The sequence below is a fragment of the Cellulosimicrobium sp. EB106-03-01-XG111 genome (assembly GCF_058792115.1).
Genome location: NZ_JBYTEQ010000018.1, coordinates 26,827 through 51,339, shown reverse-complemented (window position 1 = coordinate 51,339; position 24,513 = coordinate 26,827). Strand labels below are relative to the sequence as shown.

General features: G+C 76.4%; 17 protein-coding genes and 1 tRNA gene. 12 read left to right on the top strand and 6 right to left on the bottom strand.

Features of this window, described 5'->3' with window-relative positions; all coding sequences use genetic code 11:
- Positions 1 to 63: 63 nt before the first annotated feature.
- Positions 64 to 696: a nucleotidyltransferase family protein gene (locus tag AC3WT4_RS14550; RefSeq protein ID WP_076404711.1), complete on the bottom strand. Its 633-nt coding sequence runs from the start codon at positions 694 to 696 to the stop codon at positions 64 to 66.
- 105 nt (positions 697 to 801) lie between these two features.
- Between AC3WT4_RS14550 and AC3WT4_RS14545 the strand changes: the two genes are divergently transcribed.
- The 6 genes from AC3WT4_RS14545 to helR all read left to right on the top strand — a co-directional run bounded on the left by AC3WT4_RS14545 (position 802) and on the right by helR (position 9,704).
- On the top strand, positions 802 to 1,686 hold the full coding sequence (locus AC3WT4_RS14545; RefSeq protein ID WP_492315770.1) for an endonuclease/exonuclease/phosphatase family protein: 885 nt from the start codon (positions 802 to 804) through the stop codon (positions 1,684 to 1,686).
- An 80-nt stretch (positions 1,687 to 1,766) separates the two neighbouring features.
- Complete coding sequence (locus AC3WT4_RS14540) at positions 1,767 to 2,627, top strand: ABC transporter ATP-binding protein (RefSeq protein WP_286185956.1); 861 nt, start codon at positions 1,767 to 1,769, stop codon at positions 2,625 to 2,627.
- Positions 2,628 to 2,707: 80 nt separating this feature from the next.
- The gene (locus AC3WT4_RS14535; RefSeq protein WP_492315769.1) at positions 2,708 to 3,706 is read left to right on the top strand and encodes an ABC transporter substrate-binding protein; all 999 of its coding nucleotides are present in this window, start codon (positions 2,708 to 2,710) and stop codon (positions 3,704 to 3,706) included.
- 104 nt (positions 3,707 to 3,810) lie between these two features.
- Entirely contained in the window at positions 3,811 to 5,970 is a 2,160-nt protein-coding gene (locus AC3WT4_RS14530; RefSeq protein ID WP_492315805.1) for an iron ABC transporter permease, read from the top strand.
- 80 nt (positions 5,971 to 6,050) lie between these two features.
- Complete coding sequence (locus AC3WT4_RS14525; RefSeq protein ID WP_043656901.1) at positions 6,051 to 7,043, top strand: siderophore-interacting protein; 993 nt, start codon at positions 6,051 to 6,053, stop codon at positions 7,041 to 7,043.
- Between the two features lie 327 nt (positions 7,044 to 7,370).
- Positions 7,371 to 9,704, top strand: a complete 2,334-nt coding sequence (helR, locus tag AC3WT4_RS14520; protein WP_492315768.1) for an RNA polymerase recycling motor ATPase HelR — start codon at positions 7,371 to 7,373, stop codon at positions 9,702 to 9,704.
- A gap of 71 nt (positions 9,705 to 9,775) precedes the next feature.
- Here helR and AC3WT4_RS14515 read toward each other — a convergent pair whose 3' ends face one another.
- The gene (locus AC3WT4_RS14515; protein WP_492315767.1) at positions 9,776 to 10,357 is read right to left on the bottom strand and encodes a YbaK/EbsC family protein; all 582 of its coding nucleotides are present in this window, start codon (positions 10,355 to 10,357) and stop codon (positions 9,776 to 9,778) included.
- Positions 10,358 to 10,728: 371 nt separating this feature from the next.
- Between AC3WT4_RS14515 and imuA' the strand changes: the two genes are divergently transcribed.
- The 4 genes from imuA' to AC3WT4_RS14495 all read left to right on the top strand — a co-directional run bounded on the left by imuA' (position 10,729) and on the right by AC3WT4_RS14495 (position 17,561).
- Positions 10,729 to 11,829 (top strand): DnaE2-dependent mutagenesis accessory factor ImuA', encoded by a 1,101-nt coding sequence (gene imuA', locus AC3WT4_RS14510; protein WP_492315766.1) that lies wholly within the window; start codon positions 10,729 to 10,731, stop codon positions 11,827 to 11,829.
- Entirely contained in the window at positions 11,826 to 13,541 is a 1,716-nt protein-coding gene (locus AC3WT4_RS14505; protein WP_492315765.1) for a DNA polymerase Y family protein, read from the top strand. The genes imuA' and AC3WT4_RS14505 overlap by 4 nt, the downstream gene beginning before the upstream one ends.
- Complete coding sequence (locus tag AC3WT4_RS14500) at positions 13,534 to 17,163, top strand: error-prone DNA polymerase (RefSeq protein WP_492315764.1); 3,630 nt, start codon at positions 13,534 to 13,536, stop codon at positions 17,161 to 17,163. Before AC3WT4_RS14505 ends, AC3WT4_RS14500 begins: the two co-directional genes overlap by 8 nt.
- A gap of 113 nt (positions 17,164 to 17,276) precedes the next feature.
- Positions 17,277 to 17,561, top strand: coding sequence for a hypothetical protein (locus tag AC3WT4_RS14495; RefSeq protein WP_074806975.1), 285 nt, complete (start codon positions 17,277 to 17,279; stop codon positions 17,559 to 17,561).
- Between the two features lie 119 nt (positions 17,562 to 17,680).
- Here AC3WT4_RS14495 and AC3WT4_RS14490 read toward each other — a convergent pair whose 3' ends face one another.
- From AC3WT4_RS14490 to AC3WT4_RS14480, 3 genes are all read right to left on the bottom strand, one after another.
- Positions 17,681 to 18,082, bottom strand: coding sequence for a DUF6841 family protein (locus AC3WT4_RS14490; protein WP_074806972.1), 402 nt, complete (start codon positions 18,080 to 18,082; stop codon positions 17,681 to 17,683).
- A gap of 62 nt (positions 18,083 to 18,144) precedes the next feature.
- The gene (locus tag AC3WT4_RS14485) at positions 18,145 to 19,110 is read right to left on the bottom strand and encodes a Gfo/Idh/MocA family oxidoreductase (protein WP_108046799.1); all 966 of its coding nucleotides are present in this window, start codon (positions 19,108 to 19,110) and stop codon (positions 18,145 to 18,147) included.
- 66 nt (positions 19,111 to 19,176) lie between these two features.
- On the bottom strand, positions 19,177 to 20,007 hold the full coding sequence (locus tag AC3WT4_RS14480; protein WP_492315804.1) for a serine protein kinase RIO: 831 nt from the start codon (positions 20,005 to 20,007) through the stop codon (positions 19,177 to 19,179).
- A gap of 355 nt (positions 20,008 to 20,362) precedes the next feature.
- On the opposite strand from AC3WT4_RS14480, the gene AC3WT4_RS14475 reads away from it, so the two are divergent.
- Complete coding sequence (locus tag AC3WT4_RS14475) at positions 20,363 to 22,801, top strand: HAD-IC family P-type ATPase (protein WP_108046801.1); 2,439 nt, start codon at positions 20,363 to 20,365, stop codon at positions 22,799 to 22,801.
- Between the two features lie 28 nt (positions 22,802 to 22,829).
- Here AC3WT4_RS14475 and AC3WT4_RS14470 read toward each other — a convergent pair whose 3' ends face one another.
- Entirely contained in the window at positions 22,830 to 23,657 is an 828-nt protein-coding gene (locus AC3WT4_RS14470; RefSeq protein WP_492315763.1) for a metal-dependent hydrolase, read from the bottom strand.
- 770 nt (positions 23,658 to 24,427) lie between these two features.
- On the opposite strand from AC3WT4_RS14470, the gene AC3WT4_RS14465 reads away from it, so the two are divergent.
- Positions 24,428 to 24,499, top strand: a tRNA-Arg gene (locus tag AC3WT4_RS14465).
- Positions 24,500 to 24,513 lie beyond the last annotated feature (14 nt).

The window sequence follows — 24,513 nt, the reverse complement described above, 5'->3', positions numbered from 1 at the left end:
CGGGCGGTACGACCACACCCTTGCCGGGGTCCGTCCCGCTCGCGCGGCGAACGGGGGTCGGGCTCACTCGAGCGCGCTCGACGGGTCCCCGGAGGCCGGCTCGGCCGCGTCGGTGCGCGAGCCCAGGGAGTCGTCGCCCATGTCCTGCGCGTCCACGACGGCGAGCTCGTCGAGGAGGAACAGGAAGGCGCGCGCGTACGGGTTGTCGTCGACGCGCTCCCGGACGTCGGACCAGTCGATCTGCTCGCGCATCGCCCGCGCGACCGGCAGGAGCCGCGAGAAGTCGCAGTAGTGCTCGCCGAGGACGCGCAGCTTCGACGCCATGATCTCGGTCGCGGACAGCACGGGCATGCGGACCGCGAGGACCTCGAGCTCGTCGGTGCGGGCGAGCAGGTCGTCGTCGATCGGCTCGCCGACCATCCGGTACAGGACGTCGATGAGCTCACCCCCGTGGTACGCCTTGAAGAGCCAGTTCTCCGTCGGCTCCGTGATCTCGAGCCCCGCCTCGCGCAGCACCTCGCGCGCACGGTCCACGTCCACCTCGCGGATCGCGAAGTCGGCGTCGTGGCTCGGCTCCGGCGCCCCGCGGGCCCACGCCGCGTAGCCGCCGACGAGCGCGTGCGGGATCTCGGCCTCGGCCAGCGCCGCGGCGGTCATCCGGAGGCCGTCGTGCAGTGCGTCCCTGTCGTCCACCATGCCCAGGGTCTACACCACCCGCGATGCGCTGGCACGTCGCCACGGGGGAGCGGACGCCCGGCCGAGCGCGTGCGGCCCCGGGCCGCGGTCCCCACAATCGGGAGGGTGCGCCTCGCGACGTTCAACATCCTGCACGGGCGGTCGCTCGTCGACGACCGCGTCGACGTCGGCCGCTTCGCCGCTGCCGTCCGCGCCCTCGACGCGGACGTCCTCGCGCTCCAGGAGGTGGACCGGGACCAGCCGCGCTCGCACCGGGCCGACCTCACCGCGGTCGCGGCCGAGGCGGCGGGCGCCGTCGACCACCGGTTCGTCGCGACGCTCGTCGGCGAGCCGGGCGTGTGGACCGCGCCGACGGGCGAGCACCAGCCCGGCCGGGCGGCCTACGGGATCGCCGTCGTGAGCCGGTACCCCGTCACGGCGTGGCGCACCGTCCTGCTGCCCGCGCCCCGCACGCGCGTGCCCGTGCGCTTCCCCGGGCGCCGGCTGCCGACGCTCGTGCGCGACGAGCCGCGCGCGGCCCTCGTCGCGCGCGTCGAGGCGCCGGGCGGGCCGCTGACGGTCGTGTGCACGCACCTGACCTTCGTGCCCGGGCGCAACCTCACGCAGCTCGTGCGGCTCACCCGGGAGCTCGCCGCCGACGTGCCCGACGGCGAGCCCGTCGTCCTGCTCGGGGACCTCAACATCGAGGCGCCGCAGGCCGCGCGCACGAGCGGGTGGCGTGCGCTCGCCTCCGCGCCGACGTTCCCCGTCGGCGAGCCCGCGCGCCAGCTCGACCACGTGCTCGCCCACGGCCCGGTCCGGGCGACGGGGCCCGCCGTCGCGGTCGACACGGGGCTGTCGGACCACCGGGCGCTCACCGTGCCCGTCGCGCCCGGCGGGGAGCGGCACGCGTCCCCGACGCGCGCGCACGCGGCGGACGAGGACCACGCGCCGCCCACCGCGGGCGCGGGAGAGCCGCGACGGCGGGCCGGTCGGGCCGTCGAGGGCTGACCGCGACGCTGTTCGTGAGCCCCGTCACACGCGCGCGAGGGGCTGGTTCCGGGCGGGCGGCATAGATTAGCCTCACCTTTGTGAGTGGAACCTCAGCTGCCTCGGTCGCGCCGGGCCTGCCCGGCGCCCCGGCGCTCGCGGGTCACGACCTGCGGCTGTCCTACGACGACCGCACCGTGGTGCACGGCGCCGCGCTCGAGCTCGCCCCGGGGGCCGTCACGGCCCTCATCGGGCCCAACGGCTCGGGCAAGTCGACCCTCCTGCGCTCGCTCGCGCGCCTGCACCGGCCCGACGCCGGGACCGTCGCCCTGGACGACGAGGCCGACGCGCTCGCGCTCCACGCCAAGGACTTCGCGCGGCGCGTGACGCTCCTGTCGCAGAGCCGGCCCACGCCGTCGGGCGTGAGCGTGCGCGACGTCGTCGCGTACGGGCGCCACCCCTACCGCGGCCGGTTCCGCTCGAACGACCCCGACGGCCCGCGGGCGATCGCGCACGCCATGGACGTCACCGGCATCACGGCGATGGCCGACCGCGGCGTCGACGAGCTCTCCGGCGGCGAGCTGCAGCGCGTGTGGCTCGCGACGTGCCTCGCGCAGGACACGAAGGTGCTCCTGCTCGACGAGCCGACGACGTACCTCGACCTGCGCTACCAGGTCGAGCTGCTCGACCTGGTCCGCGACCTGGCGAGCGAGCACGGCGTGGCCGTGGGCGTCGTCCTGCACGACCTCAACCAGGCCGCCGCGGTGGCCGACCACGTCGTCCTGCTCCACGGCGGCGTCGTGCGCGCCACGGGCCGGGCCGAGGACGTGCTCACCACCGAGCTCCTCACCGAGGTCTACGGCATCCACGTCGACGTCTACACGCACCCCCTCACGGGGCGCACGTGCTGCGAGCCGCTCGGTCGGCACGCGGCCCGGCTGGACGCGGCCGTCCTCGTCTGACCGCTGCGTCCGGCCGCCCGACGCGCCATCTCGCCGTCCCTCTTCTTCGCACCCCTCCGTACCGACCCCGAAGGACACCCATGCGCTCGACCACCCGTTCCCTCGCCGCGGGCGCCGTCGCGCTCGCGACCGCGCTCGCGCTCACCGCGTGCGGCACGACCGAGGAGCCCGCGAACGACGGCACGTCCGACGGCGCGACGACCGACGCCGCGTCCGGCCCCGTCACCGTCACCGACGAGCGCGGCGAGGTCACCCTCGACGCCCCGGCCACCGACATCGTCTCGCTCGAGTGGGGCCTCACGGAGAACCTCGTGGCGCTGGGCGTCGAGCCCGTCGGCCAGGCGGACGTCGAGGGCTACAACACGTGGGACACCGTCGCGCCGATCGACGCGAGCACGCCCGACGTCGGCACGCGCGGCGAGCCCAGCCTCGACGCGATCTCCGCGCTCGAGCCGGACCTCGTCGTGACGACCACGGACCTGCCCGAGAACGTCATCGCGCAGATCGAGGAGGTCGCGCCGGTGCTCGCGCTGCGCGGCTCCGACGGCGAGGACCCCATCGGCTACATGCGCTCCACGGTCGAGACGCTCGGCACCGTGACGGGCCGCGAGGACGAGGCGGCCGCCGCGCTCGAGGAGTACGACGCGAAGATCGCCGAGGCCACCACCGCGCTCGACGAGGCGGGCCTCGCCGGGGCCGAGTTCACGATGGCCGACGGCTGGGTGACGAACGGCGCCGTCTCGATCCGCATGTACACGCCGGGCTCGTTCTTCGGCGCCATCGGTGAGGAGATCGGCCTCGTCAACGCGTGGACCGAGGGCGGGGACCCCGACTACGGCCTCGCGCAGACCGACGTCGAGGGCCTCACCCAGCTCGGTGACGTGAAGTTCCTCTACGTCGCGAGCGACTCCGAGGCGAACCCGTTCGAGGAGGGCCTCGCCGGCAACGCCGTGTGGGAGCAGCTCCCGTTCGTCACGGCCGGTGACGTGCACCGTCTGCCCGACGGCATCTGGATGTTCGGCGGCCCGCTGTCCGCCGCGGCCTACGCCGACGCGGTCGTCGAGGCACTGACGGCCTGACGCGGCCCCCGGGCGCGCACCCCGCCAGGACGACGAGAAGGCTGACGAGACCCACTGTGAGCAGGCGAGAGCAGCGCACGACGCCGGAGCCGGACACCCTCCTCCTGGAGGACCCGGCTCCGGCCGTCGTCCCCGGCGCGGACCTCCCGGAGGGCGGCGTCCCCCCGGGCGCCGACGCTGCCCCGGGCCTGACGGCGACCGCCCCCCGCGCGCGGACGTCGCGCCTCGGGGTCGCGGGCGCGTTCCTCGCGGCGGCCGTCGTCGCGCTCGTGCTCGCCGCCGTGCACCTCACGCAGGGCACCGCCGACGTCGGCCCGCTCGACCTGCTGCGCCTCGCGACCGGGGGAGAAGGGGTCGACCAGACGGTCGCCGTCCTCGTCGCGTCGCGCGTGCCGCGGCTCCTCGCCGGGCTGCTGCTGGGGGTCGCGCTCGGCGTCGCCGGGGCCGTGCTGCAGTCGGTCGCGCGCAACCCGCTCGCGTCGCCCGACACGCTCGCGGTCAACGCGGGCGCCTACCTCACGGTCGTCGGGGTCGCCGCGTTCGGCCTCTCGGTCCCGTTCTACCTCCAGGGCGGCCTCGCGTTCCTCGGCGGGCTCGCCGCGGCCGGGCTCGTGCTCGTCCTGGCGCGCGGCGGCGCCGACGGGCCGACCCGGCTCGTGCTCGCCGGCTCCGCCATCATGCTCGCGCTCCACGCGCTGACGACGGTCCTCCTCGTGCTGTTCGAGCAGGAGACGATGGGCCTGTTCGCGTGGGGGAGCGGCTCGATCGTCCAGTCGGGCACGCGCACCGTCACGCTGGCCACACCCGTCGTCGTGGTCGGCGTCCTCGCGGCGCTCGTCCTGTCGCGCCGGCTCGACCTCCTCGGCCTCGGGGACGACGCCGCGACCGTCCTCGGCGTCGACGTGCGCCGCACGCGCGTCGCCTCGGTGCTCGTCGCCGTCCTGCTCGCCTCGATCGCCGTGACCGTCGCCGGGCCGGTCGGGTTCGTCGGTCTCGCGGCGCCCGTCGTGGCCCGCCTCGTCGCACGTCGCGTGCCCGGGCTCGGGCGGCACGTCCTCCTGCTGCCCTTCGCCGCCCTCGTCGGCGTGGTCGTCGTGCTCGGCGCCGACGTCCTGCTCCGCCTCCTGCTGCCCGGGACGCTCTCGATCGCGGTGCCGACCGGCATCGTCACGACCGTCCTCGGCGCGATCCTGCTCGTGTGGCTCGCGCGCCGCCTGCGCGACTCGGGGCCCGCGTCGTCGCGCGGCGGGCACGGTGCCCTGAGCCGGCCGCGCTCGCGGCGCGCGGTCGTCGTGGTCGTGGTCGTCCTGTCGCTCGCCGTCGCCGCGGCCGCCGTGGCGGGCCTCCTGCTCGGCGACCGGGTCGTGCTGCTGGGCGACGTCGCGAACTGGTGGGCCGGGGTCGCCGGGCGGCACGTGACGTTCGTGCTCGACCAACGCGTCCCGCGTGTGCTCGCGGCCCTCCTCGCAGGTGCCGCGCTCGCGCTCGCCGGCACGATCGTGCAGGCCGTGTGCCGCAACCCGCTCGCGGAGCCGAGCCTGCTCGGCGTGACGTCGGGCGCCGGCCTCGGGGCCGTGACGATGATCCTGCTCGTCCCCGGCGTCGGGATCTGGCCGATGTCCGCCGCCGCGGCGATCGGGGCCTTCGCCGTGTTCGGGCTCGTCTACGGCCTCTCCTACCGCGGCGGTCTGAGCTCGGACCGGCTCGTGCTCATCGGCATCGGTGCCCAGGCCGGGGTGATGGCGATCATCACGCTGCTCGTCGTCGTCGTCGCGCCGTGGGACGTGAACCTCGCGCTCACGTGGCTGTCGGGCTCCACGTACGGGCGCACGCTCGAGCAGCTGATCCCCGTCGCGCTCGCGCTGCTCGTGCTCACCCCGCTCACCGCGGTGTTCCGGCGCGACCTCGACGTCGTGGCGCTCGACGACGACACCCCGCGCGTCCTCGGCGTCGCGCTCGACCGCACGCGGCTGCTCCTGCTCGGCGTCGCCGCGCTGCTCACCGCCGCGGCCGTGTGCGCGATCGGGGCGCTCGCGTTCGTGGGCCTCGTCGCGCCGCACGCCGCCCGTGCGCTCGTCGGCTCCCGGCACTCCCGGGTCGTGCCCGTCGCGATGCTGCTCGGGGCCCTCCTCGTGTCCGTCGCGGACACGCTGGGACGCGTCGTCATCGCGCCGGGGCAGATCCCCGCGGGTCTCGGCACCGCGCTGCTGGGCGCGCCGTACTTCGTCTACCTGCTCTGGCGCAGCCGCGGCCGCGGAGCGTGACGTGTCTCACCCTGCCGGGCGCAGGTCCGCGTCCCGGACGGGTTGACCCCGCCGTGGGCGCGTAGGTTAGCCTCACCTGTGTGAGCCAGACCGTCGTCGCACCCCGCACCCGCGCTCGTCGTCCCGTCGCCCGTGCGACCGCCCCCTGGCGCTTCTTCGACGTCGAGGTGGCGCGGGTCGAGCAGCTCTCGCCGAGCTTCCGCCGCTTCACCTTCACCGGCCCCGAGCTCGACCTCTTCGGCGACCCGGGTCTCGACGTCCGGATCAAGTTCGTGCTCCCCGCGCCCGACGGCGGCTACGAGCACCTCGTGCGCGACGCCGAGTCCTGGTACGCCGCATGGCGCGACCAGCCGGAGGAGCGCCGCAACCCGCTGCGCACCTACACGACCGTCGCGGTGCGCCCCGAGGCGCGCGAGGTCGACGTGGACGTCGTGCTGCACGGCGACGCCGGCCCCGCGTCGCGCTGGGCGCTCGCCGCCGAGGTCGGCACGCCGCTCGTCCTGCTCGGCCCGGACGCCACGTTCGACGGCCCGGCGGGCGGCATCGAGTTCCGCCCGCCCACCCGCCCGCACGCGCTCCTGCTCGCGGGCGACGAGACCGCGCTGCCCGCCATCGCGGCGATCTGCGAGGACCTGCCCGCCGACGCGTGGGGCGAGGTCTACGTCGAGGTCCCGCACGTGGGCGACGCACGCGACCTCGTGACCCCGCCCGGGGTGCGCGTGACGTTCCTCGCGCGCGACGACGTCCCCGGCGGGCCGCACGACGCCCACGGTGCGCGCCTCGTGCCGGCCGTCAAGGAGGCCGCCGCACGCATGCTCGGTGCGGGCGTCCTCGGGACGGACCCGCCCGTCCAGTGCCGCACCGCGGAGGACCTCGAGGACGTCGACGTCGACGCGTCGATCCTCTGGGAGGTCCCCGGGCTCCTCGACGAGGAGACCGTCCTCTACGCGTGGCTCGCGGGCGAGGCGAGCGCCATCAAGACGCTGCGCCGCCACCTCGTCGCCGACCTCGGCGTCGACCGCCGCGCCGTCGCGTTCATGGGCTACTGGCGCGAGGGTCGCGCCGAGAGCTGACGCGTTCCGCGATCCGGTCGAGAGATCCCGTCGAGACGCGAGAAGTGGCCCCGCACCGAGCACGGTGCGGGGCCACTTCTCGCATCTCGGGAGAGCGTCAGCACGGGCCGGCTGCGGCCGGCTGGTCGGCGACCGGGCCGGAGCGTCGCCACCGAGTGCGCCGGCACGACGTCCGGCGACGAGAGAGGGAGGCCTGAGCGGCCTCCCTTTCCAAGGTATAGCGCACGGGGGGTCTTGCGGCAAGGCCCCCTCGGCGGCGCAGAATCTCCGCTCGTGCGCGGGTCGTCGTGGCCCGTGCGTCCCTCCGCAGGACCCGGACCGGAGCTGATGACGTTGCCCGACGCCCCCGTGACCGCCGCCCGCACCACCGACCCGTCCAGCCGTCCGTCGACCCACCCGACCGCGGGCCAGGACCCGCAGCCCGCACCGTTCTTCGAGCTGCCCACCCGCCTGGCCGCGAAGGCCGACCCCGCGCTCGTCGACACCGACGAGCGCCACTTCGCCGCGATCGCGGCGAGCCTCGAGCACTCCGTCGCCGACCTCGCGCAGCGCCTCGACGCGGCCCGTCGCGCACCCGGCGGGAGCGGGACCGAGGCGCTCGAGCGCGACCAGGAGATCCACCGGCTCAGCGGCCGGTTGCGGCTGCTGCAGCGCTACGGCGTCGACCTGTGCCTGGGCCGCATGACGTTCGCCGACGGGTCCGCCCCGGTGTACGTGGGCCGCGTGGGCCTCACCGACCCGGCGGGGGAGCGCCTGCTCGTCGACTGGCGCTCGCCCGCCGCCGAGCCGTACTTCGCGGCCACGCCCGCGCAGCCGCTCGGCCTCGCGGCGCGGCGTCGGTACCGGTGGGCGCGCGGGCGCGTCACCGACTACTGGGACGAGGAGCTCGTGCCCGACGGCGCCGGGTCGAGCGCGGCGCTCGACGACCAGTCGGCGTTCGTCGCGAGCCTCGGCGCGAGCAGGTCCCCGCGGATGCGCGACGTGCTCGGCACGATCCAGGCCGACCAGGACGCGATCGTGCGCGCTGGCTCCCGGGGCGCGCTCGTCGTCGACGGCGGCCCCGGCACGGGCAAGACGGTCGTGGCGCTGCACCGCGCCGCCTACCTGCTGTACGCCGACCCGCACGTGGGCGGCGGGCACGAGAGCGGGCACGGTGGTGGGCGCGGCGGGGTGCTCGTCGTCGGGCCCAGTCGTCCCTACCTCGCGTACGTGGCCGACGTGCTGCCGGGCCTCGGCGAGGAGGGCGTGCAGACCTGCACGCTGCGCGACCTCGTCCCCGAGGGTGCGACGGCGCGTGCCGAGGTCGACCCCGAGGTGGCGCGGCTCAAGGCGTCGGCGGGGCTCGTCGCCGCGATCGAGCCCGCCGTGCGGTTCTCCGAGCGCCCGCCCGCCGAGGGCATGGAGGTCGAGACGCCGTGGGCCGACGTCTGGCTCTCCACCGCCGACTGGGCCGAGGCGTTCGAGTCCGTCGACCCGGGCACCCCGCACAACGAGGCGCGCGACGACGTGTGGGGCGCGCTCGTCGAGATCCTCGTGGACAAGGCCTGCGGGGGAGCCGCGGAGGACGGTGCGGACGTCGAGGCCGACGACGTGCGCCGCGCCCTGCGCGGCCACCGCGGGCTCGGCGCCGCGTTCGACCGCGCGTGGCCGCTCGTCGAGCCGACGGACCTCGTCGCCGACCTGTGGTCCGTGCCCGCCTACCTGCGCCTGTGCGCGCCGTCGCTCACGCCCGAGCAGGTGCGCGCGCTCCAGCGCCCGGACGCGCACGCGTGGACGACGGCGGACCTGCCGCTGCTCGACGCCGCGCGCCGTCGGCTCGGTGACCCGGAGACGTCGCGCCGACGCCGCCGCAACGAGGCCGTCGTCGCGGCGGAGCGCGCGCGCATGGACGACGTCGTCGACCACCTCGTCGCGACCGACGACAGCGAGCTCGGGGTCATGCAGATGCTGCGCGGCCAGGACCTGCGCGACGCGCTCGGGGACGACGGCGCGCTCGTCGTCGCGACCCCGGACCGCCTCGCGGGGCCGTTCGCGCACGTCGTCGTCGACGAGGCGCAGGAGCTCACCGACGCCGAGTGGCAGATGGTCCTCAGCCGCTGCCCGTCGCGCAGCCTCACGGTCGTCGGGGACCGGGCCCAGGCACGCCACGGCTTCCCGGAGAGCTGGCGCGAGCGGCTCGCGGGCGTGGGCTTCGCCCGCGTCGAGGAGGCGTCGCTGAGCGTCAACTACCGCACGCCGCGGGAGATCATGGCCGAGGCGGAGCCCGTCGTCCGGGCCGCGCTCCCGGACGCGAACGTCCCGACGTCGGTGCGCAGCACGGGCGTGCCCGTCACCCACGGGCCGGTCGCGGACCTCGACGCGGTCCTCGACGCGTGGCTCGCCGAGCACGCGGACGGCACGGCGTGCGTCATCGGTGCCACCGAGCCGTCCGGCGCCGGGTCGGACGGCAGGGTCGGTGACGGGTCGGACGGCAAGGTCGGTGACGTCGGTGGCGGGTCCGCGCGGGTGCGGTGGCTCACGCCCGAGACGGCGAAGGGCCTCGAGTTCGACCTCGTGGTGCTCGTGGACCCGCGCGCGTTCGGCGACGGCGTCGAGGGAGCCGTGGACCGCTACGTCGCGATGACGCGCGCGACGCAGCGGCTCGTCGTCCTGGAGGACTGACCGCCGAGCACGACCTGAGGGTCGTCGGGGATGCCCAGGGCGTCTCGGGTCGTGCTCGGAGAGGGGGTGCGTCAGGCCACCGGGACGGCGAGGTCCTCGACGACCTCGACGCCGGGCAGGCGCCCGAGGAGGTCTCCGGGGAGCAGCAGCTTCGAGCGCCGCACGCCGCTCCCGACCAGCGCGAGCGCGCCGTCGGTCACCACGCGGGAGTCGACGAGCACGCGCCACCCCTCGGGCAGCCCGACGGGCGTGATCCCGCCGTACTCCATGCCGGACTCCGCCGTCGCACGGTCGGTCGGCAGGAACGACGCCTTGCGCACGTCGAGCAGCTTGCGGATGCGCGTGTTGACGTCGGCGCGTGTGTGCGCCCGCACGACGGCGGCGGCAACACGCTCGTCGCCCGCCCGGGTGCCGCCCACGACGACGCAGTTCGCCGACGCCTCGACGGGCAGGTCGAACGCGGCGTTGAGCGTCGCGGTGTCGGCGAGGTCGGGGTGGATCTCCGTCACGGCGACGAGCGTCGCGACGTCCGGCTCGGCGTCGGCCCACCGGCGCAGCGCGTCGGCGGTCACGGGGGCGACGAGGTCGAGGTGGTCGAGCGCCGGCTCCCAGGTGAGCGAGCCGAGCGTGGGCAGCGTCGTGCGGGCGTCCATGCCGCCAGCCTGCCACCCCGGCGGGCCGCCGCGCGGAAGAGGCCGGATGCCGAACACGCCCCTCGAACCCGCCGAGCATGCGGTCGCGGCCCGTGCCGCCCGCCGGACGGGCGACAGCCGCATGGTCGGCGGGGGAGGAGGGTCAGGTAGAGGTCGAGGGTTTCGGGCAAGTCTCCAGCGGGGGTCGAGGGTTGGGGTGGGCATCTCGGACGAAGCAGGCGCCTCCGACCTGCGGAGTTGACACCTCGGAGCGGCGGTCGTTCACTGGAAGTGTTCGAACGTCTGTTCGAACGTTCAGCGGGTGCAGCACGCCGCCCGCAGCAGTCGACGCGCGGTGCGCGTCCCGTCCGAGCACCACCCCGGGAGGCGAGATGACCCTTCTCGCCGACCCCGCCGAGCGGGCGGGAGCGTCCGGCCAGACGACGGGAGCGGCCGTCGACAAGGCCGAGCGGGCCCGCGCCGTCCTGCGCCGCGCGGAGGAGCGTACGGGGGTCCGCCGACACCGCCCCGTCGTCGCCCCCGCGCCCCCCGAACCGCTCACGGCCCCGGCGGCACCGGCCGTCGCCCCGCGCACCGAGACCGCCCCGCGCGCCGAAATCGCCCCGCGCGCCGGCACCGCCCTCCTCGCCGAGGTCGCCCCGCTCGCGGACGTCGTCTCGTCGCCGGTCGTCCGGCCCGCCCCTGCCGCGCCGCCCGAACCTCCGGCGCGCGCCCGCACGCGCCACGCCACGGCCTCGGGCGCGAGCCGGGACGTGGGCACGGACGAGCGGTGGTGGCCGGTGCACGACGCGCTCGCGCCGCTCCTCCCGCTCGGCGCCCTGCAGCGCGGCACCGTGCTGGCGGTGCGTGGCTCGACGAGCCTCCTGCTCGCGCTCGTCGCGCGGCCGTCGCGGTCCGGGGCGTGGACCGCCGCCGTCGGGTTCCCCGCCGTGGGGCTGCTCGCGGCCGCCGACGCCGGCGCCGACCTCGGCCGCGTGGTGCTCGTCCCGCGGCCCGGCCCGGACGCGGCGCTCGCGATCTCGGCGCTCGTCGACGGCCTGGACGTCGTGGTCGTCGGGCCCGACGCCGCCCTCACCGACCCCGACCGACGGCGCCTGGCCGCACGGGCGCGCGAGCGCGGGGCGCTGCTCGTCGCCGCGGGGACGTGGCCGGGCGCGCACGTCGCGCTCACCGTGACGGGCGGCGGCTGGTCCGGGGCGGACCGCGGCGCGGGCTGGCTGCGCCGTCGTACCCTCGTCGTCGAGCGCGCGGGCCGCGGGGGAGCCGCGCGCCCCACGCGGGTCGAGGTCGAGCTCCCGCTCGCCCACGACGACTGGCCCGCGTTCCTCGCCGAGGACGCCCGCGGCACCCGGCCGGCGGCCGGGACCGGCGCCACCGCGGCCGAGACCGCCGTGACCGCCCGCACGACCCGCACCGGCCCCGCGCCGGTCGAGGACCCCGACCGGCCCTCCCGGCTCCGGCTCGTCGGATGAGCACGAGCCCGACCCGCACGGCCGCCCTGTGGGTGCCGGACTGGCCGGTGCTCGCGGCGATGGCGGTGCGCGACGTCCCCGCGCACGTCCCCGCCGCGACGCACGACGGCCGCCGCGTCGTCGCCGTCTCCGCGACCGCGCGCGCCCAGGGCGTGCGCCGGGGCATGCGCCGCCGTCGGGCCCGCGAGTGCTGCCCCGAGCTCGAGCTGCTCGACGTCGACGACGCGCGCGACGCCCGCGAGTTCGAGCCCGTCGCGCTCGCGGCCGAGACCGTCGTCGCGGGGCTGGAGATCACCCGGCCCGGCCTGCTGCTCCTGCCCGCCGCCGGGGCGAGCCGCTACCACGGGTCCGACGCCGCGCTCGCGGAGGCGCTCGTCGCGCGCGTCGCCGAGCGCACCGGCCACGAGAGCCAGGTGGGCGTCGCCGACGGCATCCTCGCCGCCGTGCTCGCCGCACGGGACGCCGCCGTCGTCCCGCCCGGCCGCTCCGCCGCGTTCCTCGCGCCCCGGCCGGCGCGCGACCTCGTGCACGTCACCGCCCGCCCGGACGCCGCCGTCGCGGTCGACGAGCTCGTGGACCTCCTGGGCCGGCTCGGCGTGCGGACCCTCGGGGCGCTCGCGGCCCTGCCGCCCGCGACCGTCGAGGGACGCTTCGGCGACCTCGGCGCGTGGGCGCACCGGCTCGCGCGCGGCGAGGACCTGCGCCCGCCCGCGCGGCGCCGCGTCGAGCCCGACGTCGCGGTGAGCGCCGAGCTCGACCCGCCCGCCGAGCGCGTCGACGTCGCGACCTTCGCCGCGCGGCGGCTCTCCGAGGACCTGCACGACCAGCTCGTCGCGCGCTCGCTCGTCGCCGGGCGCCTGCGCATCACCGCGCGGACCGTCGAGGGCGACGACCTCGAGCGCACCTGGCGGCTCGACGGGCCGGGCGCGATGAGCCCGGCGCGCCTCACGGACAAGGTCCGGTGGCAGCTCGAGGGCTGGCTCACCACCACGTCCGTCCGCGCCGGGCGCGCGGCCCGGGCCGCGCGCCGTGGCGGCGAGCACGGCTCGCCCGGCGGGGCCGACGTCGTCCCGGGCGTCGCGCCGCTGGCCCGCCTGTCCCTCACGGCCGAGGAGGTCGTCCCCGCGGGGGCGGAGCAGCCGCGCCTGTGGGGCGCGTCGAGCGGCGAGGACGCACGCGCCCATCGCGCGCTCGGGCGCGTGCAGGGCATCCTCGGCGGCGACGCCGTCCTGCGCGTCCAGGTCCAGGGCGGCCGCGACGCGACCGACCGCGTGCACCTCGTGCCGTTCGGGGAGGACGTCGCGCGCCCGCGCGACCCGGCCCTGCCGTGGCCCGGCGCGCTGCCGAGCCCGGCCCCCGCGCTCGTGCCCGTCGAGCCGCAGGACGTCGTCGTGCTCGACGACGCCGGGCGGCCCGTCGTCGTCGACGCGCGCCTCGCGATGACCGGCGAGCCCGCGACCGTGCGGTGGCCCGCCCCCGCGCCGGAGGAGGGCCCGCGTCGCGCGGCGGCACCCCGGGACGAGACGGCGCTGCCCGGGCCCGGGTCCGCGCGTGCCGTCGTGGACTGGGCCGGGCCGTGGCCGCTCGCCGAGCGCTGGTGGACGCCCGCGCCCCGGCGCCGCGTGCACGTCCAGGTCCTGCTCGACGACGGCCGCGGCCTGCTCCTCGCGAGCGCGCGCGGGCGCTGGACCGTGGAGGGCTTGTATGACTGACCGCACCGCCGGCCCGCGCTACGCCGAGCTCCACGCGCACTCCGCGTTCAGCTTCCTCGACGGCGCGTCCCACCCCGAGGAGCTCGCCGCCGAGGGCGCGCGGCTCGGGCTGTCGGCGCTCGCCGTCACCGACCACGACGGCCTGTACGGCGTCGTACGCTTCGCCGAGGCCGCGCGCAAGGTCGGGCTCCCCACGGTCTTCGGGTCCGAGCTGCACCTGCCCGCGCCGACCGGGACCGGCGCGCCCGTGCTCGACCCGCCCACCGGCGTCCCCGACCCGCGCTCGACCCACCTGCTCGTGCTCGCGCGCGGCACGCAGGGCTACCGCAACCTGTCGCGCGCGATCGCGACCGCGCACCTCGCGACGGGCACCAAGGGTGCCGCCGACTACCGCCTCGAACAGCTCGCGGCGGAGGCCGCCGGGCAGTGGCTCGTGCTCACCGGGTGCCGCAAGGGCGCGGTGCGGCGCGCGCTCGTCACGTCCGGGCGCGCCGCGGCCCGCCGCGAGCTCGACCGCCTCGTGGCCCTCTTCGGCGCCGACAACGTCGCCGTCGAGATCACCACGACCGACGACCCGCGCGACGCCGACCTGCACGCGGCGCTCGCCGACCTCGCCGCCGAGGCCCGGCTGCCGCTCGTGGCGACGACCGCCGCGCACTACGCGCACCCGCGCGACGCCGACCTCGCGGGGGCGCTCGCGGCCGTGCGCGCGCGCTCGTCGCTCGACGACCTCGACGGCTGGCTGCCCGGTGCCCCGACGACGCACCTGCGCTCCGCGGCGGAGATGCTCGCGCGCCACCCCCGGCACCCGCAGGCCGTCGCGACCGCGGCCGCGCTGGGGGACGAGTGCGCGTTCGACCTGCACCTCGTCGCGCCCGACCTGCCGCCCTACCCGGTGCCGGACGGGCACACGGAGGCCACGTGGCTGCGCGAGCTCGTGCGGCGCGGCGGCGAGGGCCGGTACGGGCCGCGCGGCCAGGAGAAGATCAGGGGCGCGTGGGCGCAGATCGACCACGAGCTGCGCGTCATCGAGGACCTGCACTTCCCGGGGTACTTCCTCGTCGTCTACGACCTCGTCGAGTTCTGCCGCAGGAACGGGATCCTCGCCCAGGGCCGCGGGTCGGCCGCGAACTCCGCGGTCTGCTACGCGCTCGGCATCACGGCCGTCGACGCGGTGAAGCACGGCCTGCTGTTCGAGCGCTTCCTCGCGCCCGAGCGCGACGGCCCGCCGGACATCGACATCGACATCGAGTCGGCGCGGCGCGAGGAGGTCATCCAGCACGTCTACGCGACGTTCGGGCGCACGCACGCCGCGCAGGTCGCGAACGTCATCTCCTACCGGCCGAAGTCGGCGGTGCGCGACGCGGCCCGGGCGCTCGGGTACGACGTCGGGCAGGCCGACGCGTGGAGCAAGTCGATCGAGCGATGGGGGTCGCTGCGCGGTCCCGACCCGTCGTCGCCCGCGGCGGACCGGGCGGCGAAGGAGCGGGCGATCGCGGCGAAGACCCCGGGGTCCACCGGCCCGGCCGCCCCGCGGGTCACGACGCGCACCGCCCGGAAGGACGCCGCGACGTCGCGCCTGTGGGGGAGCCGGGACTGGTCGCCCGACCTCACGGGCCGGGGCGCGCGCGTCGTCGACCCGCTCGCGGTGGACGAGGGCGACGTCCTGCGCGCGGACGACACGCACGACGTCGTGCCCGCGCACCGGCCGCCGTCGGCCGCGCAGGAGGGCGAGATCCCGGACGCGGTGCTCGACCTCGCCGACCGGATGCTGCGCCTCCCGCGGCACCTGGGCATCCACTCGGGCGGCATGGTCATGTGCGACCGCCCGGTCATCGAGGTGTGCCCCGTGGAGTGGGCGCGCATGGAGGGCCGCACCGTCCTGCAGTGGGACAAGGAGGACTGCGCGGACGCGGGGCTCGTGAAGTTCGACCTCCTGGGCCTCGGGATGCTCACGGCGCTGCGCATCGGGTTCGACCTCGTGGAACGGCACGAGGGCGGCCCGCGCCTCGCGCTGCACACGCTGCCCGAGGACGACCCGGCGGTGTACGACCTGCTGTGCGCGGCCGACACCGTCGGCGTGTTCCAGGTCGAGTCGCGCGCGCAGATGGCGACGCTCCCGCGCCTGCGACCCCGAAGGTTCTACGACATCGTCATCGAGGTCGCGCTCATCCGCCCCGGGCCCATCCAGGGCGGGTCCGTGCACCCGTACATCAACCGCGCGCGCAAGCGGGAGGAGGTGACGTTCCTGCACCCGCTGCTGGAGAAGTCGCTCGGCAAGACGCTCGGCGTGCCGCTGTTCCAGGAGCAGCTCATGCAGATGGCGATCGACGTCGCGGGCTTCTCCCCGAAGGAGTCCGACCAGCTCCGGCGCGCGATGGGGTCCAAGCGGTCGGTCGAGCGCATGGAGGAGCTGCGGGGGCGGCTCATGGACGGGATGCGGGAGAAGGGCGTCACCGACCCGGCCGTGCGCGAGGAGATCTACGACAAGCTCAAGGCGTTCGCCGACTTCGGGTTCCCCGAGTCGCACGCGTACTCGTTCGCGTTCCTCGTCTACGCGAGCTCGTGGCTCAAGGTGCACCACCCCGCCGCGTTCTACGCGGGGCTGCTCGCGGCGCAGCCCATGGGGTTCTACTCGCCGCAGTCGCTCGTGGCGGACGCGCGCCGCCACGGCGTCACCGTGCTGCGTCCCGACGTCAACGCGTCCGACGTCGAGGCGACGGTCGAGCGGCTGCCCGCCGAGCATGCGGGTGCCGACCCTCAGGACGTCCGGACGGGCAGCGACCGCATGCTCGGCGGGGAGGTGGGGGTCGACACCCGCTACGGGCCGGCGCCTGATCTCGGGCTCGGGGTGCGGCTCGGGCTCGCGAGCGTGCGCGGGCTGGGGAAGGACGCGGCCGAGCGCGTCGTCGCGGCGCGCGAGGCACCGGGGGAAGGGCGGCCCTTCAGCGACCTGCGCGACCTCGTGCGGCGCGTCGACCTCACGACCGCCCAGCTCGAGGGGCTCGCGACCGCCGGCGCGACCGACGGTCTCGGCGTGACACGACGCGAGGCGCTGTGGGCGGCCGGCGCGCTCGCGCAGGAGGGGCCGGGGACGCTGCCGGGCGTGAGCGTCGGCGTCGAGGCGCCGGCGCTGCCCGGCATGACCGACGTCGAGACCGCCGTCGCCGACGTCTGGGCCACGGGCGTGTCCACCGGCTCCTACCCGACGCAGTACGTCCGCGACGGCCTCACCGCGGCCGGGGTGCTCACCGTCGTCGGCGCCGTCGCGGTGTCGCGCGAGATCGAGCAGGTCGACGAGGCGGAGCGCGCCGCGGGCGAGGTGCCGGGCACGCGCCCGCACCCGCCGTCGCGCGTCGCCGTGGGCGGCGTCGTCACGCACCGCCAGCGACCCGGGACCGCGGGGGGCGTGACGTTCCTGTCGCTCGAGGACGAGACGGGCATCCTCAACGTCGTGTGCTCGCCCGGGCTGTGGCAGCGGTTCCGGAAGGTCGCGCGCGGGTCCGCGGCGCTCGTCGTGCGCGGGCGGCTCGAACGGGCCGACGGCGCCACGAACCTCGTCGCGGAGCACCTCGCGCCGCTCTCGCTCCAGGTCGGCACGACCTCGCGCGACTTCCGCTGACGCGCGAGGCGGGACCGCGGCGCCGTGGCCGGCATGGTAGGAACGGACCGGGTACCGCGCGGGCGACGACGCCCCCGGGCCCGCACCGTCTCGCCGACGAGAGGAAGCCCGCGATGCCGCCCCGCCTCACCGCCCGCACGATGCTCTGGACCGGGGTCGGCCTGGCCGTCGGGAGCGCGGTCGTCCAGAACGTCGGCCTCATGAACCTCACCTACGCGTTCGCGGGCACGTGGTTCGTGGGCGTGCTGCTCACCGTGCTGCAGGTCGCGTTCACCGGGGGCGTCGTGCTCGCCGCGGGGTCGTTCGTCGTGCGGGCGCTCCAGCCCGACGACGGCGCCCTGCCCGGGCGGTCGGCTGCCGCGTCGCGGTGGGAGGACCGGGACAACCGGCTGTCCTGACCCGGGGCGCTCGCGGCCGGTGGACGGGCACGGTCGTGCGGGGGGTCGGTCGTGCCGGGGTCGGTCGTGCGGGGGTCGGTCGTGCGGGGGTCGGTCGTGCGGGCGTGGTCGGGCGCGGCCTACGGGCCGACCGGCACCGCGACGCACACCTCGAACGTGTCCCGCGCGCGGCGCAGCAGGTACCGCACCTCCTGCGCCTCCTGCTCGTTCGCGTACTCGTCGCGGTAGCTCCAGCGCGCGTGCGCCCAGACGAGCGCGTCGCCGACCTCCTCGACCCCGACGAGGTGCGCGACCACGCCGACGAGCCCGCGCTCGCGGAACCCCCGGGCGAGCTCGGCCGTCGACGCGCGCACGTCCTCGGGGTCGCCGAGGAGCACCGCATCGGTCGTGCCGACGACGAGCGCCGGGAAGGCGTAGCTCTCGCCGATCGTGTCGAGGTCGCCCGTCGAGAGCGCGACGCCGTAGGTCGTGAGGAACGTGCGGACGTCGTCGGCGTCGAAGGACTCGGTGGAGGGCTCCATGGTCCCGTTCTACCCCCTCCGCCGGGCCGCGGCGCGGGCGGCGCGCGCCCGCGGCCCGGGGCTCACGGCAGCAGGGCAGCGCCGACCTGCTCGAGGAGCGCGAGGTCGGCGAGGATCGTCGCGTGCTCGGCGGCGACCCGGGCCGTGTCGTCGGGGTCCGCCGTCGTGCGCGCCGCGGCGGGGGTGGTCGTGGTGGTCCCCGGCGCGAGGACCGCGAGCCCGTGCTCGACCACCGGGGCGAGGTAGTCGGCGTCGAGCACGATCTCCGAGCGCTCGACGCCGCGGGACGTGCGCACCGCGACCGCGAACCCCGCGGTCGGGTGGGCGCCCGGGTCCAGGAGGAGCAGCCGGACGTCGACACCGCCCAGCCGCGTCGTGGCGACGATCCCGTCCGCCGAGCGCGTCACGACGGGCGGCGACCACGCCGCTCCGGGCGGCGCGTCGACGACGGCGCGCGCGGCCTCGACGACGTGGATGCCGAGGAAGAACAGCCCGTCGCGCTCGTCGTGCGGGTCCGCGGGGCCGGACACCTCGACCGCAGGCCCGAGCTGCGACGCCGGTGCCGTGGGGACGACCGGCGCGACGGGACCTCCGGCAGCGGTCGCGAGGGCGGCGCGCGCCGCCGCGACCTCGGGCGCGAACCGCAGCGCGGACGCCGTCGTCACGGCCGTGCCGTGCGCGCGCGCCACGTCGAGCGTCGCCCGCGCGTCGGCCACCGACGCGGCGAACGGCTTGTCCACGAGCACCGGGACGCCCGCCGCGACGAGCGCACGCGTCGCGGCGCCGTGCCGCCGCCCCGCGCGGTGGGCGACGATCGCGGCGTCGACCCGCCCGACGACGTCCGGCACGGTGGCGTCGGCCGCGTCCAGGGACAGCCCGCCGGCCGCGGCGAGCTCCGCCCGGCGGCCCGGGTCCCCGTCGACGAGCGCCACGAGCCGCACGCCCGGCCAGCGCCGCTCGGCGGCCACGAGCCGCACGTAGTGGTCGGCGTGGGACGAGTCGAGGCCGACGAGGGCGAGGCGCAGCACGCGGTCGATCGTCGCACGCTGCGCGCGGACGGCCGGACGGCCGGACGGCGTCGGCGTGCCCCGGAGTCACCACGCCTGGGCCAGCAGCACCGCGAAGAGCTCGTCCGCGTCCGTCTCGAGCCCGCGCGAGGCGAACCACGTGGCCATGGTGCGGCAGTCGCGCAGGAGGAGCTCGGTGCCGAACGGGTTCGCCACGAGGTCCACGACCTGCGGCAGGTCGATGACGACGATCCGGTCGCCGTCCGCCAGGACGTTGTACGGCGACAGGTCGCCGTGGGCGTAGCCGAGCCGGGCGAGCACGGCCATCGCGTCGCGGACCTGGTCCCACCACGACGCGAGGAGGTCGCGGTCGGGCCGCGTGCGCGCGAGCCGCGGCGCGGCCTCGTGCGAGACGCCGTCGGACGTGCCGACGAACTCCATGAGGATCTCGTCGCCGTCGATCTGGACGGGGTACGGGACGGGCGCACCGGCCGACCACAGCTCGCAGAGCGCGGCGAACTCCGCCGCGGCCCACTGCCCGGCCGCGACCTGGCGCCCGTAGCGCGACTTGCGGTCGAGCGCGCGGCGGTCGCGCGTCCGGCGCACGCGGCGGTCCTCGGTGTAGACGGTGTCGCGCCGGAACGAGCGGTGGTCGAGGTCGCGGTAGCGCTTCGCGGCGAGCAGGCTGCGGCGCGCGGGGTCGCCGGGGACGGCCCGCTCCAGGAGGAAGACGTCCGCCTCCTTGCCGGTCTTGAGCAGGCCGAGCTCGGTGTCGAAGGCGGCGTCGGCCGTCACCACCCAGTCGGGGCGCGGTTCCGGCCCGCGCTGTCCCTTCTCGACGGCAGACCACGTGGACCAGCGCTGGTCGTCGCCGAGCGCCGCGTCGAGGACGCCGGCCTCGGCCTCGGCGTCGGCCAGGTCGGCGAGGCGCCGCAGGCGGCGCGGCGGGGGAGTGCGGGGGTCCCGGGCCAGGGCCGGGGGGAGGGAGAGGTCGGGGTACGGCAGGTCGTGCTCGGGCACGGGGGCTCCTCGGGGGAGGGGAGCGCGCGTCGCCGCGGCCGCCGGGCGGCGGTCGGGGACGGTCGTCGCGAGCGGTCGTGGACCGGTCAGCGGCGGCGGGGGCTCCCGGGGATGGTGGACACGCGAGCGGAGCTCGTCCGGCTCATGGCGTTCCTCCTCTCCTCCGGTGCCCGACGGCGCGGGCGACGTCCTCGGACCGTCCCACCCGGGCGCGGCCCGGCGCAAGGGAATTGCGACGACTACGATCGGGCCCATGACGGCGCCGTCGACGAGGGCTGCGGGACTGACGTCGCAGGACGTCGCGGAACGCGTCGCCGACGGCCGGGTCAACCGGCTGCCGCCCCGTTCGGGGCGCACGACGTGGGACATCGTGCGCGCGAACACCATGACCCGGATCAACGCCGTGCTGGGGGTCCTCCTCGTCCTGGCGCTGAGCACGGGATCGCTCGTCAACAGCCTCTTCGGTCTCGCGATCCTCGCGAACGCCGGCATCGGGATCGTCCAGGAGCTGCGTGCCAAGCGCACGCTGGACGCGCTGGCGATCGTGGGGCGGGCACCCGTGCGCGTGCGCCGCGACGGGGCCGGGACGGAGGTCGACCAGGCGGACGTCGTCGTCGACGACGTGGTCGAGCTCGGCGCCGGCGACCAGGTCGTCGTCGACGGCCGGGTGGTCGAGTCCACCTCGCTCGAGGTCGACGAGTCCCTCCTCACCGGCGAGTCGGACCCGGTCGTCAAGCAGCCCGGGGACCGGCTGCTGTCCGGGAGCTTCGTGGCGGCCGGCTCGGGCGCCTACCGGGCGACGGAGGTCGGCGCCGACGCGTACGCCGCGCGGCTCGCGCACGAGGCGAGCGCGTTCACGCTCGTGCGCTCGGAGCTGCGTGCCGGCATCGACAGGATCCTGCGGGTCATCACCTGGCTGCTGGTCCCCGCGGGCGTCCTCACGGTGGTGAACCAGCTCGTCATCTCGCGGCAGGGGTTCCGGCAGTCCGTCCTCGGCATGGTCGCGGCGCTCGTGCCGATGGTCCCCGAGGGTCTGGTGCTCCTGACGTCCGTGGCCTTCGCGATCGGGGTGGTCCGGCTCGGCCGACGCCGGTGCCTCGTGCAGGAGCTGCCGGCCATCGAGGGGCTGGCGCGCGTCGACGTGGTGTGCGCGGACAAGACGGGCACGCTCACGGAGAACGGGATGCGCCTCGCGCGGGTGGACGTGCTCGACGGCGCCCGGAGCGAGGTGGAGCGCGCCCTGGCGGCGCTCGCCGCCCTGGACCCGCGGCCCAACGCGTCCGTCGCCGCGGTCGCGGAGGCGTTCCCGGAGCCGCCGGCCTGGCGGGCGACCGCCGTCGTCCCGTTCACCTCGGCCGCGAAGTGGTCCGGGATGTCGTTCGCGGACGCCGAGGGTCCCCGCGGGAACTGGGTCCTCGGCGCGGCGGACGTGCTGCTCGACCCCCGGTCCGACGTGGCGCAGCAGGCGACGGACCTCGGCGCCCACGGCCTGCGCGTGCTGCTCGTCGCGTCGACCGACGCGCCGGTCGACGCCACCGCCCCGGGCGGAGGCGCCCCGGGGCACCTCGTCCCGCGGGCGCTCGTCGCGCTCGAGCAACGGGTCCGGGCCGACGCCCGGCAGACCCTGGACTACTTCGACGCCCAGGGCGTCACGGTGAAGGTGATCTCGGGCGACAACCCGGTGTCCGTCGCCGCGGTCGCGCGGTCCCTCGGCCTGGGCGGTCCCGCGACGTCGGTCGACGCCAGGAGCCTGCCCTCCGACCGCGAGGAGCTCGCGACCGTCGTCGAGGGCGCCACGACGTTCGGCCGGGTGCGGCCGGACCAGAAGCGGGCCGTCGTCGGGGCGCTGCAGGCGCGTGGGCACACCGTCGCCATGACGGGCGACGGCGTGAACGACGTGCTCGCGCTCAAGGACGCGGACATCGGCGTGGCCATGGGGTCGGGGAGCCCCGCCGCGCGGTCCGTGGCGCAGCTCGTGCTGCTGGACGACCGCTTCGCGACGCTGCCGTCCGTGGTCGGCGAGGGCCGTCGGGTGATCGGGAACATCGAACGGGTCGCGCACCTCTTCCTCACCAAGACCGTGTATGCGGTGGTGCTCGCCGTCCTGGTGGGCCTCGCGGGGGTCGGTGCGTGGCTCGTCGGCGCCGACCCCGTCTCCTACCCGTTCCTGCCGATCCACGTGACCGTCGCGGCATGGTTCACGATCGGGGTCCCCGCGTTCGTGATGTCCCTGGCGCCCAACGACGAACGGGCCCGGCCCGGCTTCGTGGCGAGGGTGCTCCGGCTCGCGGTGCCCGCGGGGGTGTCGATCGGCGTCCTGACCTTCATGTGCTACCTCGTGGTGGACCCGGGCGCGGGCGGGGCGTCGTTGGGCGGCCCGACGGACACGCTCGCCCCGGAGGAGGTGCAGGCGTCGACCGCGGCCCTGGTCACCCTGCTCGTGGGCGCGCTGTGGGTGCTCGCCGTCGTGGCGCGCCCGTACACGTGGTGGAAGGTGCTCCTGGTCGGCTTCTCGGTGGCCTTCTACGTCGGGCTCTTCAGCGTCCCCGCGCTCCGCGCGCTGCTCTCGCTCGACGTCTCCGACCCCGCGTCGCTCGGTGTCGGCCTGGCGTGCGGCGTGCTCGCGATCCTCCTGACGGAGGTCCTGCGGTGGTCGACGGCGCGCCTGTCCCGCGTCCGCGCCGCGGGCTGAGGTCGTCCTCAGGACCTCGCGGGACGGCTCAGGCGGCCCCGGACGCGAGGAGCTGGATCGCGGCCACCACGCGCTCGTACGTCCCCAGGGTGTCGAAGCCCATCTGGTCGAGCGCCGACCACACGAACCCGACCGTCGCGTACAGCCCGACGGCGGTCGCGAGGATCCACTCGCGCACCGACCCCGTGGAGCCGAGCAGGGGGAGGGCGAAGCTCCCGCTCGGGCGCCACACGTCGTCGACGACGAGCGAGCGCCGCACCCAGCGCGGCGAGCGGATCTTCACCGGCCAGAGCAGGGGAGCGCCGTTGGTCGTGAGCACGTCGCCGAGGATGTGGACCGTGACGCCGAGCCCCACCGCGACGGGCAGCCAGTTCCACTCCTCCGGGGAGAACAGGGCGACGAGCGCGGCGACGGTGAGCGACGTGGCCCACGGCACGAGCCTGCCGCGCCGCGTGAGCTTGAGCGCCTTGAGCGCGAGCGCGACGAGGAGCACCGCGAGCAGCCCGCCGCCGACGTAGACCGTGCCGAAGCTCGCGGTCTCGACCGTGACGAGCCCCGCGAGCCAGGCGAGCGCGGTGAACACCGCGATGCCGAGGAACGAGTGCGTGCCCTGGCGGTGCCCGCCCGCGACCGTCTCGACGGCGTCGGACACCCACTCGCTCACGGGGGGCAGCGAGTGCGCGAACGTGCCGTTGTGGTGGTCAGCGTCGGGCAGGAGCGCGGCCCCGGCGCACACGACCGCACCCGTCATGACCCCGACCGACGACACGGGGTGCCAGCCGAGGGCGAACGGGGCCGTCGACGTCACGGCGATCCACGCCGCCGCGCCGGTCGCGGCGTGGTTGGCACCCATCATGGCGGCGCATCTCCTGTCGTCGGGCCCGCGCGCGGTTCGTCGGCGTCGGGAGGTCTGTCCGGAACGTCCGGAACCCTACCCGGTGCCGCCGACAGTCCCGGTCGATCGCCCGGAAGGCCGAGAACCGTCGCGCCAGCGAGGAGAAAAGTGTGCCAAGCGGCCGAGTATCCGCCGGGGCCGGGGCCGGGGCGGGTCGCCGGAGCCCGACCGGCCGAGCCCTGACGCGGGAGGCGGAGGCCGCGCCCTGCGCGGAGGGCGCGCGGGGAGCCGGGGGTGCCACGGGGGGCGGAGAGCGGGCGACCTCGTCTGCGGTGAGGAAAGGCCGGCAGGCGGGATATCCGGGTGGTGCGCGGGCCTCGGTCGAAGATTCTCCGACGAATTCGAGAAATGGGGTTGTGCGGTTCGGGAAAGGCGCGTACGGTCTACCTCGGTCGACGACATTCCGGTGCGTGGACCACCCGACATGACCGAGAGGAGCAGTGCCGTGCGCGAACCCGTCCAGCAGGACCGGCGACGTCCCGTGCTGCCCTGCGAGCAGCCGCACGTCACGCTGCCCGTGGCGTATCTCAGCGTGTCTTCGTTCCCCGCCGGCGGCTCCGGCGGTCCTGTCGTCTGACCACAGCGTCGTCACGACAGGCCGTCCCGGGACATCGCCGGGGCGGCTTTTTTCTTGTGCGGGAATGCGCCCTGGCCGGGTGCGTCTTTCGTGCTGCCATTCCCATTCTCCGCCGTCGGTGCGCATTTGTCGTGCGCCCGCGGTGAAACGCACTGCCTTCGTGGTCCAACGGACACGACGCCGCTCTACGGAAGCGGAGACGGGGGTTCGACTCCCTCCGAGGGCACCTGGACGCCTCGC

Coding starts and splice junctions, on each gene's coding strand:
- AC3WT4_RS14550 (WP_076404711.1), bottom strand. CDS start 696: ATGGTGGACGACAGGGACGCACTGCACGACGGCCTCCGGATGACCGCC.
- AC3WT4_RS14535 (WP_492315769.1), top strand. CDS start 2,708: ATGCGCTCGACCACCCGTTCCCTCGCCGCGGGCGCCGTCGCGCTCGCG.
- helR (WP_492315768.1), top strand. CDS start 7,371: ATGACGTTGCCCGACGCCCCCGTGACCGCCGCCCGCACCACCGACCCG.
- AC3WT4_RS14515 (WP_492315767.1), bottom strand. CDS start 10,357: ATGGACGCCCGCACGACGCTGCCCACGCTCGGCTCGCTCACCTGGGAG.
- imuA' (WP_492315766.1), top strand. CDS start 10,729: ATGACCCTTCTCGCCGACCCCGCCGAGCGGGCGGGAGCGTCCGGCCAG.
- AC3WT4_RS14505 (WP_492315765.1), top strand. CDS start 11,826: ATGAGCACGAGCCCGACCCGCACGGCCGCCCTGTGGGTGCCGGACTGG.
- AC3WT4_RS14500 (WP_492315764.1), top strand. CDS start 13,534: ATGACTGACCGCACCGCCGGCCCGCGCTACGCCGAGCTCCACGCGCAC.
- AC3WT4_RS14495 (WP_074806975.1), top strand. CDS start 17,277: ATGCCGCCCCGCCTCACCGCCCGCACGATGCTCTGGACCGGGGTCGGC.
- AC3WT4_RS14490 (WP_074806972.1), bottom strand. CDS start 18,082: ATGGAGCCCTCCACCGAGTCCTTCGACGCCGACGACGTCCGCACGTTC.
- AC3WT4_RS14475 (WP_108046801.1), top strand. CDS start 20,363: ATGACGGCGCCGTCGACGAGGGCTGCGGGACTGACGTCGCAGGACGTC.
- AC3WT4_RS14470 (WP_492315763.1), bottom strand. CDS start 23,657: ATGATGGGTGCCAACCACGCCGCGACCGGCGCGGCGGCGTGGATCGCC.